Origin of the sequence: Salinimicrobium sediminis (genome assembly GCF_900215295.1) — a bacterium.
Taxonomy (GTDB): domain Bacteria; phylum Bacteroidota; class Bacteroidia; order Flavobacteriales; family Flavobacteriaceae; genus Salinimicrobium; species Salinimicrobium sediminis.
Window position 1 is genome coordinate 37,431 of record NZ_OCMF01000004.1, and the last position, 22,086, is coordinate 59,516.

General features: G+C 41.8%; 20 protein-coding genes. 9 read left to right on the forward strand and 11 right to left on the reverse strand.

Annotated features, from left to right (window positions below; genetic code table 11):
• Window positions 1-101 precede the first annotated feature (101 nt).
• From CRO16_RS13100 to CRO16_RS13115, 4 genes are all read left to right on the forward strand, one after another.
• Window positions 102-737, forward strand: coding sequence for a hypothetical protein (locus CRO16_RS13100; protein ID WP_143544544.1), 636 nt, complete (start codon window positions 102-104; stop codon window positions 735-737).
• Between the two features lie 68 nt (window positions 738-805).
• Window positions 806-2,131: a 2TM domain-containing protein gene (locus tag CRO16_RS13105; protein ID WP_097056851.1), complete on the forward strand. Its 1,326-nt coding sequence runs from the start codon at window positions 806-808 to the stop codon at window positions 2,129-2,131.
• Window positions 2,122-2,445 (forward strand): 2TM domain-containing protein, encoded by a 324-nt coding sequence (locus CRO16_RS13110; RefSeq protein WP_097056852.1) that lies wholly within the window; start codon window positions 2,122-2,124, stop codon window positions 2,443-2,445. The genes CRO16_RS13105 and CRO16_RS13110 overlap by 10 nt, the downstream gene beginning before the upstream one ends.
• A 32-nt stretch (window positions 2,446-2,477) precedes the next feature.
• Window positions 2,478-3,224, forward strand: coding sequence for a LytR/AlgR family response regulator transcription factor (locus CRO16_RS13115; RefSeq protein WP_097057141.1), 747 nt, complete (start codon window positions 2,478-2,480; stop codon window positions 3,222-3,224).
• A gap of 229 nt (window positions 3,225-3,453) precedes the next feature.
• Here CRO16_RS13115 and CRO16_RS13120 read toward each other — a convergent pair whose 3' ends face one another.
• On the reverse strand, window positions 3,454-4,878 hold the full coding sequence (locus CRO16_RS13120; protein ID WP_097056853.1) for an MATE family efflux transporter: 1,425 nt from the start codon (window positions 4,876-4,878) through the stop codon (window positions 3,454-3,456).
• A gap of 318 nt (window positions 4,879-5,196) precedes the next feature.
• Here CRO16_RS13120 and CRO16_RS13125 point away from each other — a divergent pair, with 318 nt between their 5' ends.
• Window positions 5,197-6,597 carry an APC family permease gene (locus CRO16_RS13125; RefSeq protein ID WP_097056854.1) on the forward strand — a complete coding sequence of 467 codons (1,401 nt, stop codon included), beginning with the start codon at window positions 5,197-5,199 and terminating at the stop codon, window positions 6,595-6,597.
• Between the two features lie 15 nt (window positions 6,598-6,612).
• The gene (locus tag CRO16_RS13130) at window positions 6,613-7,128 is read left to right on the forward strand and encodes an SAM-dependent methyltransferase (RefSeq protein WP_097056855.1); all 516 of its coding nucleotides are present in this window, start codon (window positions 6,613-6,615) and stop codon (window positions 7,126-7,128) included.
• Window positions 7,129-7,200: 72 nt separating this feature from the next.
• Here CRO16_RS13130 and CRO16_RS13135 read toward each other — a convergent pair whose 3' ends face one another.
• From CRO16_RS13135 to CRO16_RS13145, 3 genes are read right to left on the reverse strand one after another with little or no spacing between them, the layout of a single operon-like run.
• Window positions 7,201-8,508 carry a TolC family protein gene (locus CRO16_RS13135; protein ID WP_097056856.1) on the reverse strand — a complete coding sequence of 436 codons (1,308 nt, stop codon included), beginning with the start codon at window positions 8,506-8,508 and terminating at the stop codon, window positions 7,201-7,203.
• The gene (locus tag CRO16_RS13140; RefSeq protein ID WP_097056857.1) at window positions 8,501-11,626 is read right to left on the reverse strand and encodes an efflux RND transporter permease subunit; all 3,126 of its coding nucleotides are present in this window, start codon (window positions 11,624-11,626) and stop codon (window positions 8,501-8,503) included. The genes CRO16_RS13135 and CRO16_RS13140 overlap by 8 nt, the downstream gene beginning before the upstream one ends.
• A complete protein-coding gene (locus CRO16_RS13145) occupies window positions 11,623-12,702 on the reverse strand; it encodes an efflux RND transporter periplasmic adaptor subunit (RefSeq protein WP_097056858.1) in 1,080 nt (359 codons plus the stop codon). Before CRO16_RS13145 ends, CRO16_RS13140 begins: the two co-directional genes overlap by 4 nt.
• A gap of 314 nt (window positions 12,703-13,016) precedes the next feature.
• On the opposite strand from CRO16_RS13145, the gene CRO16_RS13150 reads away from it, so the two are divergent.
• The gene (locus CRO16_RS13150; RefSeq protein WP_097056859.1) at window positions 13,017-13,643 is read left to right on the forward strand and encodes a fasciclin domain-containing protein; all 627 of its coding nucleotides are present in this window, start codon (window positions 13,017-13,019) and stop codon (window positions 13,641-13,643) included.
• Window positions 13,644-13,769: 126 nt separating this feature from the next.
• Here CRO16_RS13150 and CRO16_RS13155 read toward each other — a convergent pair whose 3' ends face one another.
• Complete coding sequence (locus CRO16_RS13155; protein WP_097057142.1) at window positions 13,770-14,198, reverse strand: VOC family protein; 429 nt, start codon at window positions 14,196-14,198, stop codon at window positions 13,770-13,772.
• Window positions 14,199-14,214: 16 nt separating this feature from the next.
• Window positions 14,215-14,634, reverse strand: coding sequence for an SRPBCC family protein (locus CRO16_RS13160; protein ID WP_097056860.1), 420 nt, complete (start codon window positions 14,632-14,634; stop codon window positions 14,215-14,217).
• Window positions 14,635-14,903: 269 nt separating this feature from the next.
• Between CRO16_RS13160 and CRO16_RS13165 the strand changes: the two genes are divergently transcribed.
• Window positions 14,904-17,150 carry an ATP-binding protein gene (locus CRO16_RS13165; RefSeq protein WP_097056861.1) on the forward strand — a complete coding sequence of 749 codons (2,247 nt, stop codon included), beginning with the start codon at window positions 14,904-14,906 and terminating at the stop codon, window positions 17,148-17,150.
• A gap of 17 nt (window positions 17,151-17,167) precedes the next feature.
• On the opposite strand, the gene CRO16_RS13170 is transcribed toward CRO16_RS13165, so the two are convergent.
• On the reverse strand, window positions 17,168-18,076 hold the full coding sequence (locus tag CRO16_RS13170; protein WP_097056862.1) for a LysR substrate-binding domain-containing protein: 909 nt from the start codon (window positions 18,074-18,076) through the stop codon (window positions 17,168-17,170).
• A gap of 90 nt (window positions 18,077-18,166) precedes the next feature.
• On the opposite strand from CRO16_RS13170, the gene CRO16_RS13175 reads away from it, so the two are divergent.
• A complete protein-coding gene (locus CRO16_RS13175) occupies window positions 18,167-18,544 on the forward strand; it encodes a hypothetical protein (protein ID WP_097056863.1) in 378 nt (125 codons plus the stop codon).
• Between the two features lie 20 nt (window positions 18,545-18,564).
• Here the strand turns inward: CRO16_RS13175 and CRO16_RS13180 are convergent, their stop codons facing one another.
• The 4 genes from CRO16_RS13180 to CRO16_RS13195 form a co-directional block, all read right to left on the reverse strand.
• Window positions 18,565-19,659, reverse strand: coding sequence for a sensor histidine kinase (locus CRO16_RS13180; RefSeq protein WP_097056864.1), 1,095 nt, complete (start codon window positions 19,657-19,659; stop codon window positions 18,565-18,567).
• 2 nt (window positions 19,660-19,661) lie between these two features.
• Window positions 19,662-20,426 carry a LytR/AlgR family response regulator transcription factor gene (locus tag CRO16_RS13185; RefSeq protein ID WP_097056865.1) on the reverse strand — a complete coding sequence of 255 codons (765 nt, stop codon included), beginning with the start codon at window positions 20,424-20,426 and terminating at the stop codon, window positions 19,662-19,664.
• 116 nt (window positions 20,427-20,542) lie between these two features.
• Complete coding sequence (locus tag CRO16_RS13190) at window positions 20,543-21,094, reverse strand: hypothetical protein (RefSeq protein ID WP_097056866.1); 552 nt, start codon at window positions 21,092-21,094, stop codon at window positions 20,543-20,545.
• Between the two features lie 313 nt (window positions 21,095-21,407).
• Window positions 21,408-22,073, reverse strand: a complete 666-nt coding sequence (locus CRO16_RS13195; protein ID WP_097056867.1) for a response regulator transcription factor — start codon at window positions 22,071-22,073, stop codon at window positions 21,408-21,410.
• Between the last annotated feature and the right edge of the window lie 13 nt (window positions 22,074-22,086).

Here is a 22,086-nt window from a genome sequence, read left to right on the forward strand (position 1 = left end):
TCATCCTCCAATATCAACAGTTGAGTCAATAAAAATTTTCTACGGGCATGGAAAGTTTCAAATTTGGTCAAAGAAATCAACAATCTCAAAAAATTAAAATTATGAAAGCTATTATTGTTTACATCCTGCTAGGACTTATTTCGGCTATGAGCACTCATGCACAATCTCCATATGACGCCGGTATGACAGAGGCATTTGAACTCTGGAGAAATGAAAAACCAACAGAAGCCGCCAATTTATTTGAACGTATTGCAAAAGCTGAAAATGACAATTGGTTGCCCTTTTATTATGCTTCCCAGGTGAAGATCGTACAAAGTTTTCCTATGACTCAACCGGCAATGAAAGAACAATTGCTAAACGAGGCACAGGAGTTACTCGATGAAGCAAAAGGACAGGGAGGTGATGAAGTGGAGCTGCTGGTACTTCAGGCCATGCTTCACACTGCCCGACTTACGGTTGATCCTGCAGTTTATGCAATGAAGCTTTCTCCTGTCATTACTGATCTTTACACAAAGGCTTCTAAATTAGCGCCCGAAAATCCACGTCTTGCCTTATCCAGGACCGAGTGGAATATGGGATCTGCAAGGTATTTTGGAGAGGATCCTAAAGTTTACTGTCCCGATCTTAAGGACGGATTGAAGTTGTTCGAAAAAGAAGAACGTTCCCCTATGATAGCTCCTGCCTGGGGAAAAGAAAGACTGCAAATGCTCATTGCACAAACCTGTGAAGAAAAGTAGTTAAAAATCTGCTTTTTTAAACCGGAAAAGAAACAGAAATTAGCTAAACTTAAAGAAGTTAAGAAATAATGAAAGCCCTTATCAAAATTTTTAGGATCTCTTTAATCATCTGTGTAATTATAGTACTTATAAACAGCCTTTTTGGAGCACATGGATGGGTGAAGTTGCTTGATATTGGATTATGGGGCACCTATTTCTTTTACTCTTTTGTACTCACCGCAATAAATGCTACCTATTTTGATTTTTACGAAAAGAAGATAGGCTGGGAAGGGGCCGACTTTAAAAAGGTGCTGGTTGCCGCGGGGGGTGCAATCATCCTCACTATGGTAGGATATTTTTTATGCAGATTGGTAGATCAAACCATTTTCCAGGGATTCAGTATTGCTCATTTCCTCTCCAAAGAAAAATTGAGCTATTATCTTTTTCCCCTGTTGTTTACAGCAGTAGTATCCCTCATTTTCCACCTTATTTATTTCTACAAGGCCCTGCAGGAAAAAAGGGTTACCGAACAAAAGATCATCGCCGGGAATGCCTCTGCAAGATTTGAAAGCTTGAAGAATCAGTTAGATCCACATTTCCTGTTCAACAGCCTTAACGTGTTGAGTAGCCTTATCGAAGAAAATACAGAAATGGCGCAGAAGTTCACCACTTCCCTTTCCAAAGTCTACCGGTATGTACTGGAACAAAAAGATAAGGAATTGGTAAGCCTTGAAGAGGAATTAGCATTTGCAGTGACGTATATGAACCTCTTGAAAATGAGGTTTGAGAACAGTATTTTTTACGAGGTCCCAAAGCAGCTGTCTTCGCCCGAAGCCCGGGTTGTACCGCTTTCCCTTCAGCTGTTACTGGAAAATACCATTAAACACAACGTAGTGAGCGAATCCCGGCCCCTTCACATAAAGATCTATGAAGAAGATGGATACCTGATCCTGGAAAACAATCTGCAAAAGAAGGAAGTATTTCAAAATAGGAATGGCGTAGGACTGCAGAATATTATTAACCGATATGCACTGGTGACTCAGCGGAAAGTTCAGTTGGAAAAAGACACTGAGAAATTCGCGGTGAAAATTCCGGTGCTTACCAAGCAAATTACAATTATGAAAACTGAACAGATAAGAGAAGACAATGCTTACTTAAGAGCAAAAAACAGGGTAAAGGAATTAAAGGAATTTTACGGTAATCTTATCTCCTACTGTGTGATCATTCCGCTCCTTATATTAATTAACTACCGTACTTATTGGGAATTCAAGTGGTTTTGGTTCCCTATGCTGGGCTGGGGTCTGGGCCTTACTCTACATGCTTTTTCAGTATTTGGATATGGAGCCCGCTGGGAGGAGAAAAAAATTAGAGAGTATATGGAAAAGGAACGACAAAAAACAAAATCATGGAACTAAATACACCTTTATACAAAGAAGACCCGGAATATCGGCGGGCCGTGAAAAGAGTAAAAGCCCTGAAAGGATTTTACGGGCATCTTGCAGGTTACCTGATCGTAAATTTGGTCATCCTTATTGTTTCCACCCGGGAGGAAGGGTTATTGGAAGGGCTGCAGGATCTCTCTAACTATTTTACAGCCTTCTTCTGGGGAATAGGCCTGCTTGCCCATGCTGCAGCTGTTTTTATGCCAAATATTCTGTTTGGAAGGGAATGGGAGGAGCGAAAAATCAAAGAGTTCATGGAAAAAGAAAAACAAAATAGCTGGGAATGAAATACCTTAGGGTAATCTACTTTTAGAATATGATACAATCGGTCATTATAGAAGACGAAAAACCTGCCGCCCGGCGATTACAGCGCATGCTGGAAAATCTGGATGTGCAGGTGCTTACCGTACTGCACACGGTAGAGGAAGCTATAACCTGGTTTTCCACCAATCCTTCTCCCGAACTTATTTTCCTGGACATACAGTTGAGTGACGGACTTTCCTTCGGGATCTTTGAAGCAGTGGAGATAAGCAGCCCCATTATTTTCACCACGGCCTATGATGAATATGCGCTGCAGGCCTTTAAGCTGAATAGTGTAGATTACCTGCTCAAGCCTATTGATGATGAGGAGCTGGAGGCGGCAGTAACTAAATTCCGGAACAGGATGCCTTCAGAAAGCAAGCTGCCTAACCTACAGGTCCTTAAATCCCTTCTTAATTTGCCAAAAGAATACAGGAAGCGCTTTACAATACCTGTGGGTCAACACCTGAAGCTCATACATGTCGGGGACGTGTGTTGCTTCTATTCAGAGAATAAGGGAACTTATATATACACCTGCGAAGGCAGGAGCTATTTGCTGGAGGGCAGCCTGGATAAACTTGAACCTGAACTCGATCCTGCCTTGTTCTTTAGGGTGAACCGAAAATTTATCATTCAAATGAAAAGCCTTAAGGACATCATTACCTATTCAAATCACAGACTAGAGGTGAAACTTGAAAATTTCCAGGGAGAGCAGATCATTGTAAGCCGCGAAAGAGTGAAAGACTTTAAAGAGTGGCTTTCGTAAAAGTTTCGTGTTGCCGGTTGCGGGTTGCGGGTTGCGGGTACCATTTTAAGCTTTTATACATAATCCTTAATCACTAGTTCTTGAAAATCTTTGTCACAAGTCGCTGGTTGGGTTAGCTGTATCCATCTTATCTTATACATTACCCTCTAGTCAATAGACCTTCGGGATTAATAAAGAATATAATTGCCTTTTATTTAAATATAAGACCTTGAACCTTAAACATTGAACCTCAAACTTTAAAGGTCTTCCATTTCCCCCTCGTGAAGAGCCACAGGGTGAATAGTCCCGCAGCAGTCTCCGAGAAGAATACTGCCCAAAAAACACCTGACTGCTCCCAATTCTGCTCAATGGCTAAATAGTAGGCGAGCGGGATCTGTAAGAGCCAGAAAAACACCAGGTTGATCTTTGTGGGAGTTTTAGTGTCTCCTGCACCATTGAAGGCCTGCGTAGTCACCATCCACCATCCGTAGACAAAATAGGAATAGGAAAGGATCTTCAACCATTCCCCTCCAATTTCAATAACTCTGGCATCATCTGTAAAGATGATCATGAGCTTCTCATTATAGAAAAAATATACAAAGGATACTCCTACCAGGAAGATCATTGTATATATTCCTATTTTCCAGATAGCCTCTTCTGCACGTTTGGGATCCTTGGCTCCAAGATTTTGGCCTACAAGAGTAGCTGCTGCGTTAGACAAGCCAAAAGCCGGCATCATGGTAAACATCATGATCCGCAAAGCAATAGTTGCTCCAGCTACTGCCTCACTGCCCACTCCGGCAAGAATACGCATTAGAAAGATCCAGGAGGTCATGGCAATGATCATTTGGCCCACGCCTCCAAGCGAAGTCTTGAATATAATTGCCATGTCCTTTACATGCCATTTTATCTGAGAAAGCAAAACTTTTATATGTTTCCCTCCTCTGAACAATATCCAGAGCTGAAACAGAACTCCTACTCCCCTCCCAATGTTAGTGGCTATAGCTGCCCCTTCTATTCCCAGGGCAGGAACCGGCCCCCAGCCAAAGATCAGGAGAGGATCCAGGATAATATTTATTCCGTTGGATATTAGTAGCACCCACATAGCTATTGAAGCATCGCCGGCGCCCCTGAAAATAGCATTAATCACGAACAGCAGCATAATCACCGCATTTCCTCCAAGCATCCATTGGGTGTAGACATAACCTGTGGTGATTGACCATTGATCTGCCCCCATTATTACTAGCAGTTCCCGGGAAAAAAATAGACCTCCAATTGCAAAAGGAGCTGCAGCCAGGAGCGCGAGAAAAATAGATTGCACGGCAGAACTGCCGGCATCACCTAATTTCTTTTCACCTATGCGACGGGCAACGATGGCCGTTACCGCCATGGATAATCCCATTCCTATCGCGTAAAGCAGGAATAAATAGGTTTCAGTAAGACCAACTGTTGCAACGGCAGAAGCGCCCAGTTTACCTACAAAGTAGATATCTACTACGGCGAAGGTAGATTCCATAACCAGCTCCAGGATCATAGGCACTCCAAGCAAAAAAATAGCCCGGCGAAGATCTATTTTTGTATAGTCCGCCTCTGTGCCTCGAATGGCATTCTTTAATTCCTGCCACAGCGAATTTGAAGGAACCGCAGGCTCCTCTGGTGCTGCAATAAAGTTCATATTTGAATTTTACCCTTCTTGAAAATTAAGCAAAAAATGGTTGCTCCAAATCAGATCTTTAGTGCGAAAATTCTTCCTCCTGCTACTTTAACAGGCCGTGAAGAATTTTACATTCTCCGGTTTACTAAACAGGAAAAGTATAAAGCTCTTTCATCTTCAGAAAACAGCCCCCAATATTCCTTTAGCATTAATCACTGCCCCGTGTAGGAAGGGATGTCAAAGTTTTCCTAATCCATACTCAATCAATAGTTAATTTCCTTAGCTTCAATGGTTTCGAATTTATTGAAGAGTATTAGGGAACGGCTGAATGTAAATTCTATGTCTATAGTAAGAGAAGAAACCGAGACTACTCAAAAAGGGCAAGAGCAGGAAACTGTTGTAGCTCCCGGTCCTGTTTTAAATGTGGTTGATGCAGTTGCCCTCATAGTAGGCATTGTAATTGGGGCAGGTATCTTTCGCACTCCTTCTCTGGTAGCCGGAAACGTGGAATCTGGCGGAATGATGCTTATAGTATGGCTCCTGGGAGGAGCGGTTTCTTTAATTGGAGCTTTATGTTATGCCGAACTCACCACTACCTTTCCCAATACGGGTGGAGACTATCACTTTCTCATGCGTGCCTTTGGAAAACGCACTGCTTTTCTGTTTGCCTGGGCGAGGATGAGTGTTATACAAACAGGGTCGGTAGCCTTACTGGCCTTCATCTTCGGCGATTATGCCATGCAGATCTATGACATTGGAGTACATTCCGCAGTGATCTATGCTGCCCTTCTTGTGATTGCACTTACAGCCATTAATATAGTAGGAATAAAGATGGGAGCAGGAGCACAAAAATTCTTTACCGCAGTTGAAGTGCTGGGAATCCTACTGATCATAGGAGTCGGTTTTTTCATAATTCCCGAAGCTCCTGAGACTTCCTATACTTTCAATCCGGTAAATACCGGCGGAAATTCTCTCGGACTGGCATTGGTGTTTGTACTGCTCACCTTCGGAGGATGGAATGAAGCTGCCTACATTTCCGCCGAGATAGGGAAAGGAAAAAAGAAGATGGCAGTGGCTCTCATAGCAAGTATTTTGTTGATCACATTGGTATATTTTCTTGTAAATCTTGCATTTTTGAGAGGTCTGGGGCTTGAAGGTATGGCGGCATCCAACGCTGTTGCCGGAGATCTTTTGGGAGTTGCTTTTGGACAGACAGGAATAGTTGTAATGTCTCTTCTTGTAGCTATTGCTGCAATGACTTCTGCAAATGCCACTATTTTTACGGGTGCGCGTTCTAATTACGCTCTCGGGAGAGATTTTCCCTCCTTTTCCTTGATGGGAAAATGGAAAAGCCGCGTGGAAGGTCCGGTTAATGCTTTCCTGGTTCAGGGAGCAATTGCTTTGGTTCTGGTAAGTTTCGGATTTTTCTCCCGAAGCGGCTTTGAAACAATGATAGATTACACAGCTCCTGTCTTCTGGTTCTTCCTACTCCTCATTGGCATCTCTCTCTTTGTACTGCGTAAAAAAGAACCGCTCAAAAAACGTCCTTTTAAAGTACCCTTGTATCCTGTGCTTCCCCTAATATTTTGCGTAAGCAGCGCTTATCTCCTCTACTCCAGCATCGCCTATACAGGTTGGGGTGCATTGGCAGGCATAGCTGTCCTGGGAGTAGGCACGTTCATCATGTTCCTCAACCCATCAATTGCTGAAAAAACTAATCCAAATAAGAAGCAAGTGTAATTAAAAACTCATATTATGAAAAAACAGATAATAATATTCGCCTTCCTATTTCTTCCTATCCTGTCGCATGCCCAGGACGTGATTTATGTACCTACCAGTGATACTGTTGTTGATGCTATGCTCAAGCTGGCAAAAGTAAGCTCCAGTGATGTGGTATACGATCTCGGAAGCGGTGATGGCCGCATTGTCATTGCAGCCGCAAAGAAATATGGCGCCCGCGGAGTCGGAATTGATATCGATCCTGAAAGGATTTCTGAATCAAATGAAAATGCCACCGAAGCCGGAGTTACCGATAAAGTTGAATTCATTGAAGCTGATCTTTTTGAATCTGATTTTAGTGAAGCCACTGTGGTGACCCTGTACCTGCTAAGCCGGCTGAACGAGAGGTTAAAACCCATCCTTATGGAACAACTCGAGCCGGGAACCCGGGTTGTTTCTCATGCTTTCGATATGGGAGACTGGGAGCCTGAGGAGACCCAAACCGTGGACGGTACAACTATTTATCTATGGACAATTCCTGAAAAGGAATAAGGTTTATGGTCTAAATTTAACCGGCTTTTGATAAATGATAATTGTTAATTGATCATTGCTAATTGATCATTGCTAATTGTCAATAACAAGCTGGCCGGCAAATTCTTTCAGGGTTATTTCTGAAAGCTTAGCCTGAAATTTTGCATTACTGTGCCTTACTATTGCATTGATGTAATTAAGTTGAGCTGTCCTGAATTCAATGGTAGGAATTGTTCCAATCCTGAACTTCTCCATCGTAATATCCAGGTTCTGCCGTGCAATGGCTTCATTTTCTCTCTCCAGCTCCATTAGGCTAAGGTTGGTGAGATAGGTTTGATAGGCAGTATGAAGTCGTGACTGTAGGGAAAGGGACTGTTCTTCTATTGCAATCTCGCTGTTTTCCAGCTGAAGCCGGGCCACCTGTTCACTTCTGTTTTGATTAAAGCCATCGAATATGTTCATTCTGGCAGTAAAACCGTAATTAAATCCTTCTGTTCTTCCAAATGTTGTAAACCCCACGGGCGACTCATTTTGAGAAAAAATGTAGCCGGTATTCGCGGCTATAGTAGGATACCTGCCGGCTTTCACTTGCTTTAACTGCAGTTGGTTGATGTTCCTGTTGATGATCTGGGCCTGCAGGGAAGGATTCTGCTCCATCGCAAGCTGCTCCAGGTTTTGCAGCAACAATTGATCATCGACAGTGATCTCTTCCTGAACCGTGAAATCTGTTTCGGGATCTCTGGCTAACAGTTCATTTAGTTGAATTTTTGTATTTCTGAATAATTCCTGTTGGCGTAAAATCGTAGTTCGATCGGTATTCAGGTCCACCTGCGCATTAAGAACCTCGAGCTTGGAGGACCTCCCAATCGTGAATCTGTTTTGTGCCAGCTCCACCCTTTGTTCAGAAATTACCATAGTACTGTCCAGAGCTGAAAGCTGCTGCCGTTGTTGCACCAGGTCGTAATAGGTGATCAAAACATCACTCACCCGGGAAATTATAGTTTGCTGTAGTTCTGCCTCTCCTAATTTCTCCAATTCCCTGAGTTGATCATACCGAGCAAACATTCCAAAACCATCAAACAAGGTCCAGTCTGCTACAACTCCGTAGCTAAGATTATTATTCCGGGCATTATCGACTTCTATGACATCCCCCGAGGCCCTGGTTTGCCGGGTGGATTGAATGCTGTTATTGCTGTTGGCAGTAAGACCTACAGCAGGCAAGATTCCTGCATTTCCCCAGCTCACTCCTTCGCGATCTACTTCCAGTTCATTCCGGGCGATCCGGATAGAATAATTATTCTCCAGGGCTATACGAATGGCTTCTCCGGGTGTCAATACTTCCTGGGCAGAAAGAGGTATACTTATAAAAAATATAATGAGGATCTTAACTATCTTATTCATGTAAAAGGGCTTCCGGTTTAGGGCGGGTTTCAGATTTTTCAATTTGCTCGATTTCATCAAACTCGGGACGATGTTTTCTTTCCTTTGACCACATATAATACACAGCCGGAATAATGAAAAGGGTAAGGATAAGAGAGAACATGGTTCCTCCTATAATCACTACTCCCATTCCAATCCTGCTGGTTGACGCTGCACCAAAAGCTACCGCAATAGGCAATGCCCCTAAAGCAATGGTCAAACTGGTCATAAGGATAGGACGTAAACGTGATTCTGAAGCTCGTAAAATTGCTTCCAGCTTAGGCACCCCCTGCTCCCGCAATTGATTGGCAAATTCCACTATTAAAATTCCATTTTTGGTCACCAGGCCAATCAGCATCACCGTTCCTATCTGGCTAAAGATATTCCAGGTCTGCCCGAAAAGCCATAAACTAAACAAAGCTCCGGCCACTGCCATGGGTACAGTTAGAATGATGATCAAAGGATCGATAAAGCTTTCGAACTGTGCCGCCAGTAACAGGAAGATAAGCAATAAGGCAAGTAAAAAGGCGAACATGGTGTTGGAGCTACTCTCGACAAAATCCCGGGATTCTCCCCCAAGATCTGTAGTAAAGGTCTCATCAAGTACTTTTTCTCTTATGCGTTCCATGGCATCGATCCCATCACCCATACTCATTCCGGGCGCCAGACTCGCAGAAACAGTGGCACTCATATAACGATTGTTGTGATATAATGCTGGCGGACTACTTTGCTCCTCGGTCGTCACTAAATTGTCCAGTTGGATAAGCTGTCCGTCCCGGTTTCTCACGAACATGGAGGTAAGATCCATAGGGGCATCACGATCCTTCTCATCAAACTGTCCAAGCACCTGGTACTGTTTTCCATTCATCATGAAATATCCAAACCGCTGACCACTCAGGGCCAGTTGCAGTGTCTGCGCCACATCCAGTACAGAGACTCCAAGAGTCTGGGCCTTTTCCCGGTCGATGGTGACATAAATTTCAGGTTTGTTGAACTTCAGGTTAAGATCTGAATTCGAGAATGTGGGATCGTTCTCCACTTCTTCCATAAACTGTGGGATCTTGGCCTCCAGCTGCTCAAAATTCTGCGCCTGAATAATGTATTGTATTGGCATTCCACCCCTGCGGTTTACAGCAATGGTAGGACTCTGGCTTACATTAGTACGTGCTCCGGGAAATTGTTTGGTCCAACTGGTAAGATCGGCAGCGATCTCATCCTGCGAACGTTCCCTTTCTGAAGGGTCTACCAGGGCAACTCTACCAAACCCACTGTTTACAGAACCCGAGCCCCAGCCCGGTGAGGTTACAATAAGACTTACCTTTTTCTCGGGAATGGAATCATTGATAAGCTGCGTGAGCTCATTCATAAAACGGTCCATGTACTCATAGGAAGCCCCTTCGGGCGCGGATGCACTAATACTAATAAAACTACGATCCTCATAAGGTGCTGTTTCCTTCTGAAGCAGGCTGTAAAAAACAACCGAAGCAATTAAACATACCCCCAGAATTGGAAAGCTCAACCATTTTTTATTCATGAATTCCCTAAGCGATTCGGAATAGCTGCGGTTCATTTTTACAAAATACTTCTCTGTAAAATTGTAAAACTTCGAATTGTTCTGCTTCCCCGGTTTCATGAGGTAGGCGTTCAACATTGGCGTGAGCGTTAAAGCCACAAAAGCAGAGATCAATACTGCCGCTGCAAGTACAACACCAAATTCCCTGAACAATCTTCCCACAAATCCTTCAAGGAAGATCACCGGAAGGAAAACTGCTGCCAGCGTGACCGAGATAGAGATGACTGCAAAGAAGATCTCATTGGAACCTTTTATAGCTGCCTGGATAGGGCTCATCCCCTCCTCTACTTTCTTATAGATATTTTCGGTGACCACAATTCCGTCATCCACCACGAGTCCCGTAGCCAGCACTATGGCAAGCAAGGTCAACACATTAATAGAATACCCAAACATCCACATGATAAAGAAGGTGGCAATAAGGGAAACCGGAATATCAATTAGAGGTCGCAGCGCAATAGACCAGTTCCTGAAGAACAGGTAGATCACCAGGATAACGAGGATAATAGCAATAGCAAGGGTTTCCACCACCTCGGTCACAGATTTTTTTACAAAAGTCGTATTATCAAAGGCGATATTCAGATTGAAATCCTGTGGAAGGTCTTTCTGAAGCATTTCATACTGCTCATAAAAGGAATCAGCAATGTCAAGATAATTGGTTCCCGGCTGCGGAATGATTACCATGGAAACCATTTCCTGCCCGGAATCGCTGAGCTTCGTTTCAAGATTTTCAGCTTCCAGGGCAGCAGAACCAACATCCTTGAATCTTATAAGATTATCACCATCGGCCCGAATGATGATGTTATTGAATTCCTCTTCAGTAGAAAGATTTCCAAGCGTCTTAACGGCCAGTTCTGTATTGGAACCGGTAAGCTTTCCGGTTGGCAACTCCACATTTTGAGCGCTTAAAGCCGCACGAACATCGGCTACTGTTGCTCCGTAGGAGGCGAGTTTAACCGGATCGATCCAGAGCCTCATCGCATACCGACGTTGCCCCCAGATCTGCACACTACTCACTCCCGGTATGGTTTGCAGTCGTGGTGCTATTACATTTTCGGCATAGTCACTTAGTTCCAGCACGTTCTTTTCCTTACTTTGAACGGTCATGGCAATAATGGGCTGGGAATCTGCATCGGCTTTAGAAACCACAGGGGGAGCATCGATATCCTGCGGCAGCCTTCGCACCGCCCGGGAAACTTTATCCCGCACGTCATTGGCAGCTGCCTCCAGATCCTTGTCCAGATTAAATTCGATGTTAATATTACTTGAACCCTGGCTGCTGGTGGAACTGATATTTCTAATACCGTCTATGGAGTTGATCTCCTTCTCCAGGGGTTCTGTTATCTGACTTTCAATAATATCGGGATTCGCACCTGTATAATTGGTACGTACAGAAATTATTGCGGGATCAATAGAGGGAAATTCCCGTACTCCGAGGTAGGTAAAACCAATGATCCCAAAAAGTACGATCGCAATGTTCATTACGATCGTGAGCACAGGCCGTTTTATACTTAAAGAGGAAAGACTCATCGGGAAGCAGTATTAGCAACAGGTTGACTAAGTTTGACATTTACGGGAGCTCCGTCTTTAAGGATCATTACTCCGGAAGTTAAAATTGTATCACCGGGCTTAAGGCCTGAAGTCACTCTTACCGAATTTGCAGTACGGGCACCGGTTTGCACCTCTACTTCTTTAGCTACACCGTTGCGTTTAACAAAGATCTTTTTCCCATTCTGGATGGGGATCAAAGCTTCGGTGGGCACCATGATCGCATCATTGACCGCTGCCAGTGGCAGGCTCACATTTGCAAAGGTGCCGGGAATTAATTTTTCCTCCTCATTTTTTGTCATTGCCCGCATCTTCAGGGTACGGGTTGCCACGTCAACACCCGGTTCAATCGCATAGACTGTCGCACTATATTTTTCTGAAGAACCCGATGTGGTAAAAGTCAATTCTGTACCCATTCCTACTTGCGAGGAATATTTTTCGGGAATGGAAAAGGTGAGTTTCAATTCATCTAGATTGACCAACTTTGCGACTGAAGTTGACGGAGTAACATAAGTTCCTTCTGATATATAACGTAAACCGATAGTGCCCGAAAAAGGAGCTCTCACTGTGGCTTTTGCGAGCTGGGCTTCGATCAACCGGGATTCAGCTTTAGCCGATTGCAGAGCGGCCTTCGACATATCATATTCCTCCTGACTTATCGCCTCTTTCTCCAGCAGGAGCTGAGCTCTACGCTCATTTTCCGCAGCCAGTTTTTCGGCTGTTTTAACTTTTGCCAGCTGTGCCTTAAGTTCCAGATCATTTACTCTAAAAAGCACCTGTCCTCTGGAAACTTTGCTGCCTTCCTTAAAATTGATCTGTTCCACCACGCCTGAAATTTCGCTGCGGAGCTCCACCTGTTCATTGGCTTCCAGAGATCCCGAAAGTGACAAATTCTCAGCAAATTTTTGAGGCTCCAGTACCATTCCTGTTACAGTGGCACCACCCTGGGCTTTCGGGCCATTAGCAATTTTGAATTCGTTATTGGCGTTGATCCTATAAACTATCAGGGCGCCAAGTCCAAGGAGTAAAAGAAGGTAAAAAATGTGTTTGGTCTTCATTAATCAAGAAGTAAAGTGATGACTTGCTGCGGGTTGAATATAAATTATTCAAATGTAACTCTTATAAGACTTCAATTACCTCCGGAAGTTTAATACTACAGAAGGATATTTTTAATACTGCTCAAAAATTGAATTTTAAAAGGTGCCATCATGTTCAATCGAGGCACTTGATCAAATATTATAAGTTATAACTGCACAAATTTATATCAAAGAAAGAATAATTAAATAATTTGTTTAAATAAAAAGTTAATTATTTAAACAATTAAATATAAGTTGTTTACTTTTAAACCATTATAAACTTAATTCTTGTTCTTATGAAAACAACAAAATTATTTTCTCTACCCGGGTTGTCGCTTCGTTTACTTGTTCTGGCAGCTTTTTCATTACTCATTTCTTCCTGTTCCGGAGAAGATTTGAATATCCCGGCAGAATCTACTGTCGCTAATCTGGAATCTTCTGCTGTAGCAGCTGCTAAAAAAGGTGCTCCTGCACCCGGGGAGAAATCTATTGCCACAATTGCCGGGGAGAGCGGGTTTAATGAATTGCTTAAAGCCCTCACCTATGTGGATGATGAATTACAGACCCAACTGGTTGCCCTGTTTAGCACCGGAACAGATCAGTACACCGTGTTTGCTCCTACCGATGCCGCATTTGCTGCTCTGTATGATGCCACAGGGGTTGGTGGAATAGATGGTTTACCTGCGGAATTAGTTCGTGATGTGCTGCTCTACCACGTAGTCGAAGGACGTCGCGCAGCCAACAGTGTTGTACCTCCCATGAAAGAAAGAAATATCGAAACCCTTTTAGGAGTAAATTTTACGGTTGATCCTGAAGCCACTATTCATGCAGTGGGAAACACAGCTTCAATAGAAACTGCTAACATTTCTGCTTCAAACGGGATCATACATATTATCGATGCAGTGCTTTTACCTATTGAATAAGCCACTTTAGGTCTCTTTGTTTTCAAGCCATCCATTTTAGGATGGCTTTTTTCGTACTCGCTTTTACCAGACCACACTTAGAAAGCCTTTCAAAAAGGCTAAATAACTGTTTCTCTTCAGGATAACTTATGATTCCTTCGGTTTTTCATAGTTCACCATCCAGTTTACTCCGTATTTATCGCTAAGGCTTCCATACAGTGCTCCCCAAAAAGTATCCTGTAATTCCATTTCCACTTTCCCGCCCTTAGAGAGTCCTTCAAATATTTTTCTGGCTTCGGCTTCAGAATCGGGATGGACAGAGATATAGATATTGCTTCCCGGTTCAACTTTTTGACCAAAAGACTTCAGGGCATCTGTAGCCATTAAAGTATTTTCACCTATGGGCAATGAGACATGCATGATCTTTTCACCATCTTCTGCCGAAATTTTCCCTGCTTCAGGAGTATCTTTAAACCGTTGCAAAAATGAGAATTCCCCACCAAATACAGATCTGTAAAAATTGAAGGCTTCTTCAGTCTTTCCGTTGAAGTTAAGATATGGATTAAGTTTAGCCATTTTAAAGGGTTTTAGCTTAAATATTTCTTTCGGCATAATTTCTGAAATTCTCAAGGATCGCCTGCCATCCATCCCTTTGCATTTCTATTGAGTTTTCTACTTCGGGATCAAAAGTCTCTTCAATATAGGTTGCATTATCAATAGGTTTAAATACAACTTCTGCAACCCGGCCATCGGCCAGTTTATATTTGATGTATTTATTAGGCGTCACCTCTTCATATCTGCCTTCAAAATCAAATCCGGCACTCCCGTCTTTTGCTTCCATCCGATAATTAAACTTTCCACCGGCATGCAGTTCATTTTCAGCTTTTGGCGAATGCCATTCAGGGGAAGCAAAATTCCATTTGGTGATATGTTCCGGAGTGGTCCAGAGGGTCCACACTTTTTCTACAGGTAGTGGCACCAGGGTTTCTACTGTGATTTTTTTCGTTTTCATGAGCTTCAGCAATTGGTTCCTAACCTGAACAATTCCAAAGACTTTTGCAGCACCTCCCGAAAAGTCAGGTTATTAAAATTACGAATTAATTAGATCTTAAACAGCAAATTAGAACCGGATTTCCCACTTAAAACGGAATAAAATGTTCCCTTTTATACTAAGCATTTTTTTCACAGAATTTTATACCTTCACCCGGGATCTTGTGGTGATCGTTTTTTCAACGGGCTTCCCCATGCTCTTTAAAAACAAGTCTTTAAAAAGAAGCCTTTATGCCGCCTGAATCTTCTACACTAACCTACGATTTCCTCAATGATCAACAACTATTATTGCTGATCGATTTCCGGGATCACTCCATACATTATATGAGCCATTCGGTACAGCAGTACAGTGAAGGTGTTCCGCAAAAAAGGTTCTTTAAAGACCTGGTGCATCCTGAGGACTGGGGAACCTGCCTGTCCTGCTTTAGTTCCCTAACCAATGAATTTTCTACAGGAATCCCGATACGTTTCCGTGGAAAAGATGGAATCTGGATTACTTACATTTTCTGTAGCCGACATTATAAGGAGGGGAAAGAGAATTTGATGTTGAGCCTGGCCGTGACAGCTTCTCCATCAGATTATTTTGAGGAAGAACCTGTGGCAGAGAATTTTTGGAAAAATGAGTATGAACACCTGCTCGAATCTTTAGATGAGGCATTTGTCGTGGTTGAAGTAATCTTTTCACCGGATCATAATCCTGTGGATTATTTTTTTCTTAAGGTGAATCCATCCTTTGAGCTGCAGGCCAACTTAAAAGATGTAGTAGGAAAAACCGTAGAAGAAGTTTTACCGGGATATACCAAAAATGTTTTGCAAAAATTAGGCGAGGTTGCCAAAACAGGGAGGTCAATCCGGATCGAAGAAAGATCCGGTACTCTGCAAAGGTGGTTCGATCTCTATTTATTCAAGGTTGGAAAGGCCGGGGGTAACAGGGTGGCTCTGTTATTTAGAAATATTACAGAGGGCAAAACAGCTGAAGAGAAATTGCAGGAGAAACTGTTGAACAATCAGCACAATTTGCGCCAGTCTAAAGAATTACTACAGACGGTTTTTGACACTACTAACCTTGGAATTGCGGTGCTAAAGACATTATATGACCGGGATGGATCAATTAAGGATTTTGAATTCGCAAGGGTCAATAGGGTTGTGCGGGAAATGTACCTGCAAGATGATGTTATAGGAAAATCCTATCTCGAGACTTCAAAATATGGAGTGGAAATGGGCATTTTCGATGCCTATCTAAAAGTTATGATAACGGGTGAACCTTTTGACGAAGAGTATTTTTTTTCAAAAGATGGATACAATAACTGGTTTAGAGTTACTGCCCGAAAAAATCAGGACTTGCTTATCACAACCATTGAAGATATAACAAAAGCCAAGACTGAAGCTGAGGCCTTAAAAGAGTCCTTACGTTTTAAGAAGGAACTGGTAGAGACCACACCGGAGGTTATTATGATCATCAATCTTAATACTTTTAGTGTAAAATATATCAATAAAGACCTTTTACCCGAAGCTGGAATCACCAAAGAGAAAGTACAAAGTTTAGGACTTGCCGAAGTATTACCTTTCATCCATCCACGTGACCGGGAAAAGATCCTGGACCTGCATAAAAAACTACTTAAATCCTCGAGTGACCAAATATATGATATTGAGGTGCGCCTAAAATTGAATGGAGTTACCTGGAAATGGTTTAATGTAAGAGGTAAGATATTTCTGAGAAGGGATGAAAACTGGGTGGATGAGTATGTGCTGTTGGTAAGAAATATCTCCGATCAAAAACACACGCAAAAGGCCCTTTTAAAGGCCGAAAAATTATCCATCCAGGGAGAGCTTGCCCGCACCTTCGCCCATGAACTGCGAAATCCTTTAGCCAGTATAAGAATGGTGGGAGAGGTAATGAATCAAAAGATCCCCGAGACACAAAAGGAGGAGCTAAATCCATATTTCGAGATCCTGAAACGAAGTACCACGACCCTGAATAATTTGGTAAGTAACCTTCTGAATGCTTCCCATTATGTGCCGGCAGTTCTTGAGAAAGAGGATTTGGCTGAAATCCTGGACCAGACTATCATTAGTGCTTCAGACAGAATTTACCTGGCGGGAATAAAGGTTGTGAAGAATTATTCAGGATCATTCAGCATCATGGCCGATAAGGAAAAACTGCAAATCGCTTTGCTTAACATTATTGTTAATGCCAGCGAAGCCACCACGCCGGGGGAAGGAGTTATTGAGCTCTCTGTGGAACCCAGGGAAAATGAATATGTTCTTAGAATAAAGGATAACGGCCATGGAATGAATGAAAATGAGATCGAACATCTTTTTGAGGCCTTTTACTCCAAAAAAGAAAACGGGATGGGAGTGGGATTAAGCTCTGTAAAAAACATTCTTGAAGAGCACGATGCGCAGATAAAGGTGGAAAGTGAACCTGAGAAAGGCACCAGCTTTGAATTATTCTTCCATAATGCCGATCAACTCTAAGGACTAAACATTTTAAATTATTCCGAAAAGTACCTGAGGATAATTTTCTCTTTGTGTTTCCGGATATAATCCAGATAAGCGGCGGCGGCAGGAGAAAGTCTTTTTTCTTTTAACCAGATAAGTTTCCAGGTAGATTTTATTGGAAAACCTTCTACGGGAATAATTTTTAATTCTCCCCTGTTGAGTTCATTTCGCATCCCAATAAGTGGCATAATGGAGTACCCTAAACCGGCAATCACAGCTTGTTTTACAGCTTCATTGGAAGTGAGCTCCAGCCGGCTGCTAACGTTGTAATTGTGTTGTGTTAGGTATCGTTCCATCACCTTGCGGGTACCGGATCCACTTTCTCTAAAAATAAGTGGCACCCTCGAAAGAATATCCGGAGGTTGTTTTTTTGAGGTAAATTCTTCGTTGTTGCCCACCAGAAATAATCTGTTATCCATTAGATCTACCTGTTCCACCTGCATATGACCTGGCAGGAGGGAAACCAGGGCGAAATCAACCTCATTTTTCTCAAGGCTCTCAATTACCCTGGCTCTGTTGGTTACATCCAGAACGAGATCCAGGCCCGGATGAGCTTTTAAAAAATCTGATAGAAAATAAGGCATCACGTATTTACCTGTTGAAACAGCAGTAAAACTTAAATTTCCTATCAATTCTACTTTAAAGGCAGCTGCTTTGTTGTTGATCGCTTCCACTTCTTCCAATATTCTTGCTGCAGCTCCTGCAATCTCTTTCCCAAATTCCGTAATGTATACTTTGCGCCCTATGATCTCCATTATAGGTACATTAAACTGCTCCTGTAAATTCCTCATCTGAATAGAAACTGCCGGTTGGGAAAGATGAAGATCTTCCGCAGCTTTGGTAATGCTCAAGGTTTGGCTAACGCGTAAGAATACCTTTAACTGGTGTAAAGTATAATTCATTTATATTTTTTATGCAAAAGATTAAATATATAAATAAAAACTAATACTGCCTTAACCGTATCTTTGTCAAGGTATTTAAGCCCCAACATATTGAGAACACCTTCATTAGAAACGCTTGAAGAAAGCGAACCTGATATAAAAGATAAACTACTGCAGCTCATTGAAGATGGAGATGCCACAGTTATCTTATCTTCAGAATATACTCAAAGCCTCAACGATCTAATAAAATCAGAATTCATTTCCATTGAAAATGACAGACTACAGCTTACTGAAAAAGGACAAAGGGCAAAAATATTGGGAATAAAAAAGGTTTCTGAACAAAATCCTCCCGCACCTGAAACTATGGTTCTAAACGATTTTACACCTTTACAAGCATCCAAAGGGGTCTCAAACCGGTCATTCCTAATTCTCCTTTTCTTCTTTCTCATTTCCCTTATGGCCATAGCAGCCATGGTTATCACGAAATAATACGGGGGTGGGAACTTCTGTTATCTAAGCGGAATCCTTACTACTGTTTCAACACCGGCTTCCTGCCCCTTATTTCGTATTATAAAACTACAGTCATTCCCGTATAGGTTATGCAGCCTTGCAATGATATTAGAAAGTCCCATTCCTTTTTCCATAATTTCTTCCTGTGGTGCAGTAAGGTCTTTCCCATTGTTCTCTACTTTTAACACCATATATTTTCCTTCGGCAAAAACAGAGATCACCACAACAAGATCGGTATGATCATAAGAATATCCGTGTTTTATTGAATTTTCAAGAAGCGGCTGAAGAATTAGTGCGGGAACCTTCCTGGAAAGCAAACCTTCATCTATTTCTTTCCGGATGATCAAATGATCAGAAAAACGAACATTTAAAATATTGAGATAATATTCAAGGGTTCTGAGTTCCTTTTCAAGCGGGATTTCATTTTCTTCCCCACTGTAGAGGATCTCTCTTAGAAAATCGCTTAGATCTGCAATAGTATCTTTAGCCAATTCTTTATCAATATCTGCCAGCACCGCAATACTATTGAGGGTATTGAATAAAAAATGAGGTTGCAACTGTGAGGAAAGCATTTTCATTTTTGTATTTACAAGCTGGGTCTCAAGTTGTGCCCTATGGTGTTCTGCCTCTTTAACCTGCCTTACATAATAATAGGTGTAAATAATAAAAGTCATGGCAAAGTAGATGAGAAAATTAAGATCTACTACTGCAACAAAACGGTTAAAACTTTCCTCAAGTTGGTAATCCTGCAAGGAGAATTGCCCGCTAAGGATCCCAAACAGGTCAAAAAACAACCTGATTATGAACCCAATAAGAATCGAAAAAACCACATGAATTGAAATGATCTTTACCCACGAATAATTTTTATTTAAAAAGCGTTTTGTGCTTATTGCAATAATGGTCATGTAAAAAACCACCACCAACCAGTCTATGAAGATGTTAAACACCAAAAAATCGTACCACGACATCATCTTCATTTGTGGAAAATGCCGGAGCATATAAAATGTTTTCAGGATATATACCAGATTGAATAGGCCGTAAAATCCGGCTAGTAACAACACCAGTTTAAAATCGATAAATCTTTTGATTTTCATTGCTATATTCCGAGTTTTTCTAAGAACTCTTTCTTGTTTGATTTGCTTATGTGCAGCAATTTATCATCGTTCATACGCGCGTCCACTTCAGAATAATCTGAATGCACAATCTCCTTCACCTGGTGCAGATTTACTATGGTTGACCTGTGAATTCTGAAAAAAGTGTTTTCTGAAAGCTGCTCTTCCAGGTTTGTTAGTGACTCCCGCAGCACGTACTTTCCTGAAGTTGTATAAATTTCGGCATAATAGCCCGAAGCTATGATGTAGTAGATATTCGCAGGATCGATAAGCAAAGTTTTATTACCCTGTTTAACCGGAATTTTAGTTACCATCTTCCTATTATCAACTGCGCCCGAATAAATGGCAAATAGCTCCCCAAACCTTTTTTCAAACAGGAAATCTGCTTCATTTCTGGATGTTTTAAGGACACGGTCAATGGTCTTAAAGAATCGCTGATCTTTAAATGGCTTGAGAAGAAAATCAAAAGCTTCTACATCAAAGGCCCGGGTAGCATAACTGTCATAGGCTGTCACAAAGATCACCACTGGTTTAGGATCAATTTCTACTTTTTGCAGTACCTCAAATCCATTCATATCTTTCATATTGATATCGAGGAAAATGAGATCCGGCTTTTCAGTATTGATCTGTTTTATAGCCGATTTGCCATTAGAACATTCGGCGATTACTTCGATAGCAGGAATTTCTTCAAGTAAATTCAGCAACCGTCGCCGTGCAAGTTCTTCATCATCTATTACCAATGCCCTCATACTTCAGGATTTAGATACCCAATTTAAAATTTATTTGCACCGGTTGAACGTTTCCCATCAAAAAACCATCAAACGGCAGGGGCGTTTGATGGCGGCAGGAACAATATGCCATAGCTTTAATTTCCAGCAACTTCTATTGCCCGAAGAGGAGCTTCAAGAGTGACATTTTTTCGCTGCTTTCCATTTTGGAGTTTTACTCTGTAGAATTCTTTGTTGATTTCCCCCATACTGCCGCGGGCAATATGTACATTTTTAACCATCGCCCATCCTTTATGATCCCGGTAAAGTTGATGTCTTAATTCTTTGGGAAGCAAAATGTTCTTAAATCTTGATGATGTTTTTACCAGCTTCCCTTCCGCGTTAAAATCGGCTTGTAAAATACCTCTGCTACTGGTAAGGGTAACGTTATAGGAATGTATTCCCTTTCCCTCAATCTCAGAAAGAAGTTTTTCTACATTCAGATTATTTTCTAAAAATAACACCGGATCCTGTTGAAATTCTCCCACATAATTTTCTTTCACATTAAAAGTAAAATTATTTCCACTTCTGGTCATTTCTGAAGAAAAAGGTGCGAATCCTACCTTTGTTTCTTTAAGTTCTGTAATCTCCTGTGCCTTTACGACTCCCCCCATCAGCACCAATACCAAATAAAAAATCAGCGTTTTCATTGTTTAAGTTTTTGAGTTAATAATTTGATTTATTGATATAAAAGTAGTGGCATTACATTCCTCTTTTAATGGGAAAGATGTAGACGACTCAAAAAGAGTAACGGGCGTATCAAAAAACAGGTAGACAGTAAAAATGAAGTACTTGTGAGAGAGATATGCGTTTATATCAGAATTTTGGTTCCCGGCATCCGGAAATTAGTGCCTCGTATGAAGAAAGGAGAAAAATGACAAAAGACAAACCGCCCCTTTGAAAAACTATCCGATTACCCTACATTCTCGGAGTTACATCAATTCGAGGCGGCTCTTGCCTTAACTATAATATTTTTAGATCTTTTAGTATACCAATTAAATGAGGGGTAGTATTAGCGGCAAATTCTTCCCGCAGTTCCTTTAATCTCTTTTCAATAGAACTTTTGCTGTTGGGAGAAATATCGCGTTTTTTAAAACTTTCCTGAATTTCTTCCTGTGTTAAACCTGTAGCTATAGCCGTAAGCAATTCCATATCCCAATCCTTCAGCATCAAAATATTGTCCCTGTTCAAGACGTTTTCAATGCCTTTGGAGTTGTATGCCTCTCCCCGGGTTAAAGCTATAATGGCTTCCTCAAGATCCTTAAGTCCTCTGCGGTCCTTACACACATAAGCGTCAATATTTCCGGAGTCCCAAAGGCTGCGTACCGTCTGTGGATGGTCTTCAACAGAATTGATCAAAACCCTTAGATTAGGATCTTCCTGTTTTAAAACACTTATCAATTCCTTACCCGATTTAATATTTTCAGTCCTATGATCGTTTTTGAAGGATAGGTCGCAGATCAGGAGGTCAAAAGGTTCTCCTGTTGAAAGTGCCTGTTTGGCAAGGATCCTGGCTTTGTCACAATACTGCGCATGTTCTACTTGTTCTATCCCCAGGTCCTTAAGCACCGCTGCAACTGCAATATTGATGCTGTCCATATCCTCCGCAACTAAAACTTTCTTGAACATTACCGGTTTTAAA

What these genes read in the sequence shown, in the direction of transcription:
- CRO16_RS13180 (WP_097056864.1), bottom strand. Translation starts at nt 19,659, where the DNA reads ATGAAAATCAAAAGATTTATCGATTTTAAACTGGTGTTGTTACTAGCC.
- CRO16_RS13100 (WP_143544544.1), top strand. Translation starts at nt 102, where the DNA reads ATGAAAGCTATTATTGTTTACATCCTGCTAGGACTTATTTCGGCTATG.
- CRO16_RS13140 (WP_097056857.1), bottom strand. Translation starts at nt 11,626, where the DNA reads ATGAGTCTTTCCTCTTTAAGTATAAAACGGCCTGTGCTCACGATCGTA.
- CRO16_RS13145 (WP_097056858.1), bottom strand. Translation starts at nt 12,702, where the DNA reads ATGAAGACCAAACACATTTTTTACCTTCTTTTACTCCTTGGACTTGGC.
- CRO16_RS13125 (WP_097056854.1), top strand. Translation starts at nt 5,197, where the DNA reads ATGTCTATAGTAAGAGAAGAAACCGAGACTACTCAAAAAGGGCAAGAG.
- CRO16_RS13130 (WP_097056855.1), top strand. Translation starts at nt 6,613, where the DNA reads ATGAAAAAACAGATAATAATATTCGCCTTCCTATTTCTTCCTATCCTG.
- CRO16_RS13155 (WP_097057142.1), bottom strand. Translation starts at nt 14,198, where the DNA reads ATGGCTAAACTTAATCCATATCTTAACTTCAACGGAAAGACTGAAGAA.
- CRO16_RS13160 (WP_097056860.1), bottom strand. Translation starts at nt 14,634, where the DNA reads ATGAAAACGAAAAAAATCACAGTAGAAACCCTGGTGCCACTACCTGTA.
- CRO16_RS13120 (WP_097056853.1), bottom strand. Translation starts at nt 4,878, where the DNA reads ATGAACTTTATTGCAGCACCAGAGGAGCCTGCGGTTCCTTCAAATTCG.
- CRO16_RS13195 (WP_097056867.1), bottom strand. Translation starts at nt 22,073, where the DNA reads ATGTTCAAGAAAGTTTTAGTTGCGGAGGATATGGACAGCATCAATATT.
- CRO16_RS13150 (WP_097056859.1), top strand. Translation starts at nt 13,017, where the DNA reads ATGAAAACAACAAAATTATTTTCTCTACCCGGGTTGTCGCTTCGTTTA.
- CRO16_RS13105 (WP_097056851.1), top strand. Translation starts at nt 806, where the DNA reads ATGAAAGCCCTTATCAAAATTTTTAGGATCTCTTTAATCATCTGTGTA.
- CRO16_RS13170 (WP_097056862.1), bottom strand. Translation starts at nt 18,076, where the DNA reads ATGAATTATACTTTACACCAGTTAAAGGTATTCTTACGCGTTAGCCAA.
- CRO16_RS13110 (WP_097056852.1), top strand. Translation starts at nt 2,122, where the DNA reads ATGGAACTAAATACACCTTTATACAAAGAAGACCCGGAATATCGGCGG.
- CRO16_RS13190 (WP_097056866.1), bottom strand. Translation starts at nt 21,094, where the DNA reads ATGAAAACGCTGATTTTTTATTTGGTATTGGTGCTGATGGGGGGAGTC.
- CRO16_RS13135 (WP_097056856.1), bottom strand. Translation starts at nt 8,508, where the DNA reads ATGAATAAGATAGTTAAGATCCTCATTATATTTTTTATAAGTATACCT.
- CRO16_RS13185 (WP_097056865.1), bottom strand. Translation starts at nt 20,426, where the DNA reads ATGAGGGCATTGGTAATAGATGATGAAGAACTTGCACGGCGACGGTTG.
- CRO16_RS13165 (WP_097056861.1), top strand. Translation starts at nt 14,904, where the DNA reads ATGCCGCCTGAATCTTCTACACTAACCTACGATTTCCTCAATGATCAA.